The 3,005-nt window shown below is 67.0% G+C and carries 3 protein-coding genes and 1 pseudogene; 3 read left to right on the plus strand and 1 reads right to left on the minus strand.

From position 1 onward, the window contains the following. Positions 1-17: 17 nt before the first annotated feature. The gene (locus ELR45_RS26205) at positions 18-806 is read right to left on the minus strand and encodes a GntR family transcriptional regulator (RefSeq protein WP_205857300.1); all 789 of its coding nucleotides are present in this window, start codon (positions 804-806) and stop codon (positions 18-20) included. Positions 807-937: 131 nt separating this feature from the next. Between ELR45_RS26205 and ELR45_RS26210 the strand changes: the two genes are divergently transcribed. From ELR45_RS26210 to ELR45_RS26220, 3 genes and pseudogenes are all read left to right on the plus strand, one after another. Beyond that, positions 938-2,377, plus strand: coding sequence for a PTS ascorbate transporter subunit IIC (locus ELR45_RS26210; protein ID WP_129668965.1), 1,440 nt, complete (start codon positions 938-940; stop codon positions 2,375-2,377). A gap of 120 nt (positions 2,378-2,497) precedes the next feature. Then, positions 2,498-2,806, plus strand: coding sequence for a PTS sugar transporter subunit IIB (locus tag ELR45_RS26215; protein WP_129668966.1), 309 nt, complete (start codon positions 2,498-2,500; stop codon positions 2,804-2,806). Position 2,807: 1 nt separating this feature from the next. Next, positions 2,808-3,005: pseudogene (locus ELR45_RS26220) on the plus strand (hypothetical protein); the annotation flags it as partial.

Here is a 3,005-nt window from a genome sequence, read left to right on the forward strand (position 1 = left end):
CCGGTAGGCGAGTGGGTTCAGACGGTGCGGCGGCGTGTGGGCGGTCCGCCGTCGGCGGGGACATTGAGCGACGCCCGGAGCTGGTAACGATCGCCGCGGTACCGGGAGACCGCGTACTCGACGGGCCGGCCGCCGGACGTGGCGACCCGTTCCAGCAGCAGAATGGGACTGCCCGTCGGTACCCCGAGAAGGTCCGCATCCGCCGTCGCTGCCGCGACGGCCTCGATGGACTCCTCGCCGGCGTCGAGGGCGACCCCGAACTCGTGGTCCAGGATCTGGTACAGGGAGCGGTCTTCCAGGTCGCATCCGAGCAGGTCCGGCGCGAGCACCGCGGGTATGTGCGTGCGTTCGATCGCCATTGGGATGTCGTCGGCGAGCCGCAGCCGTTCGACGATATGGATGTTGGCGTCCGCGGGCAGCTCCAGCAGCCGGCCGATGACGCGGCCTGCAGGGGTGGTACGCCGTTCCAGCACCCGGGCCCCGGCACGCACGCCGCGCGCGCTCATGTCCGTGGTGAACGAGGTGAGTCGCACCGGCAGCCGGACCTTGCCCGGCGCGACGAAGGTGCCCCGGCCTGGGACCCGGTAGAGCCTGCCTTCGGTGACGAGGAGTTCTAGGGCCTGCCGCACGGTCATGCGCGCCACACCGTACTCGATGCTCAGCACCCGCTCCGACGGTACCGATGCGTGCGAGGGGAGGTCGGCGATGGCATCCAGGATGAGTCCGCGGACCTGGGCGTGCTTGGGCACCGGGCTGCGCGGATCGATACCCTGCTGGGCAGATGCCTGATCCCGCTCGGACGCCACGACTCCTCCCCGCGTTACGTCTGTGATTTGAAGTGTAAAGCTATTGTCCAAGGCGGTCTAGGCCAGTACAGTCCTGCCTACAGCTCGGACAGGAAACCCGCTTTCTGGCAGACCCAGGGAGGGACAAAGCCGTGGGTGCTCTCGAGTTCATCGCCAACAACTTGTTCAATGAGGTAGCGGTCCTGATCGGCCTGATTACCCTGATCGGGCTGCTGTTGCAGCGCAAGCCGGTGGATGACGTCGTCGGCGGTGCCGTCCGGGCCACCATCGGCATCATGATCCTTTTCATCGGCGTGGACGTGTTCGTCGGTGGGCTGGCGTCGTTCCAGACCATCGTCGCCAGCGCGGTCGGCCTCGACCCACCGGAGTCGACGAACACGCTCGACGAGTTCCTCGGTACCCACGGCAGCGACGTCGCGTTGATCATCGCCTGTGGGTTCATTCTGCATCTGGTGCTGGTCCGGGTGCTGAAGACGCGCTACGTGTACCTCACCGGACACCTCCTGTTCTGGATGGCGCTGGTGGTCACCGCCTGCCTGGTGGAGGCGTTCGGGGACCTCGATCAGTGGCTGCTGGTCCTGGTCGGCTCGGTGATCGTCGCGTGCTACTGGACCATCCAACCGGTCTTCATCGCGCCGATGATGCGCAAGGTCATCAACTCCGACGACTGGGGCTACGCGCACACCAGCTCGTCCGTCGCCTGGCTCGGTGGCAAGGTCGCTCCGCTGGTGGGCGATGCCGAGCGCGACGACGTGGAGAAGATCAAGGTTCCGAAGAAGATGTCCTTCTTCAAGGACATCACGGTCTCCACGGCCGTCGTGATCGGCGTGATCATGCTGGTGGGCGTCATCTTCGCGGACCAGGACGTGGCCGCCGAGCAGGCTGCCGCGTACAGCGAGGACGTGAACACCTGGGTGTGGGCCGTCATCGCCGCGTTCCAGTTCGCTGCCGGGATCGCCATCCTGCTCTACGGCGTGCGCATGTTCCTGGCTGAGATCGTCCCGGCATTCACCGGCATCAGCCTGAAGGCCATCCCGGGGTCGCGGCCTGGGCTGGACGCACCCACGATCTTCCCGGTTGCCCCCAGCGCCGTGATGGTGGGCTTCATCTCCACCACGGGCACGTTCCTGATCCTCATGGGCATCTTCGCTGCCTTCGGATGGTTCGTTCTGGTCCCACCGATGATCATGTTGTTCTTCGTCGGCGCCGGAGCTGCCGTGTACGGCAATGCGTTCGGTGGCTGGCGTGGCTCGGCGCTGGCCGGTGTCATCACCGGGTTCGCGCTCGCCTTCGGTCAGTGGGCGGCATGGAACATGCTGTCGGACACCGCGCCTGAGCTCGCCACCCTCGCCGATCCGGACTGGTACCTGATGGTCCTGGTGGTACTCGGTCTGGGGGAGGTGTTCTCCGGCCTGGGCGAGAACGCGGCGCTGCTGGTGGGCATGGTCGTCGCCGCGGCCTTCGGAGTATGGCTCTGGGTGCTGAAACGCATCCAGCGACGCGCCGGCGAGCCGGTCACGGGCTTGGAACCGGAATCGGAACTGGTGGCCGGAGAGGCATCGGAAGAATGAGCTGGTCTTCGCCGCGTCCGAGGAGCGGCCCGCAGGCGTCCCGCTCCCGGCACCGGTCGTGGAAGAGTGGTGCGGAAAGAGCCGGCCGACAGTCGTTTTGAAGAACAGCGAGGCGGATGAATGAACCAGACCGATTCCAACCGGGAGCTGCGGGTGCTCACCGTCTGCGGCGTGGGTATGGGCAGCAGTCTGATCCTGCGGATGAACGCGGAGAAGGCACTGAGCGCGCTGGGCGTGACCGCCAAGGTCGAACACACCGACCTGTCATCGGCACGGGGTATGAAGGCCGACGTAGCGATCGCCCAAGGGCTGCACACCGACGATCTGGCCGGCGTCGCGCCCGTCGTCATCCCGATCTCGAACTTCATGGACGTCGACGGCCTGCGTCGTCAGCTCGACGAGGCACTGCGGGCGCAAGGGTGGCTCTGACGTGGGAGCGAGCGACGATACCGCACCGGCCGGCCTGGCCAGCCCGGTGGTGGAGGCCTCGACCTCGGTAGTGGCCGACGACTGGCGGGCTGCCGTGCGGGCCGCATGCCAACCGCTGGCCGCGGCGGGCGCGGTGGACGCCCGGTACGCCGAGCGGTGCATCGCGATCGCTGAGGAGCACGGACCGTACATGGTCCTC

This window comes from Phytoactinopolyspora endophytica, assembly GCF_004138495.1.
Lineage (GTDB): Bacteria > Actinomycetota > Actinomycetes > Jiangellales > Jiangellaceae > Phytoactinopolyspora > Phytoactinopolyspora endophytica.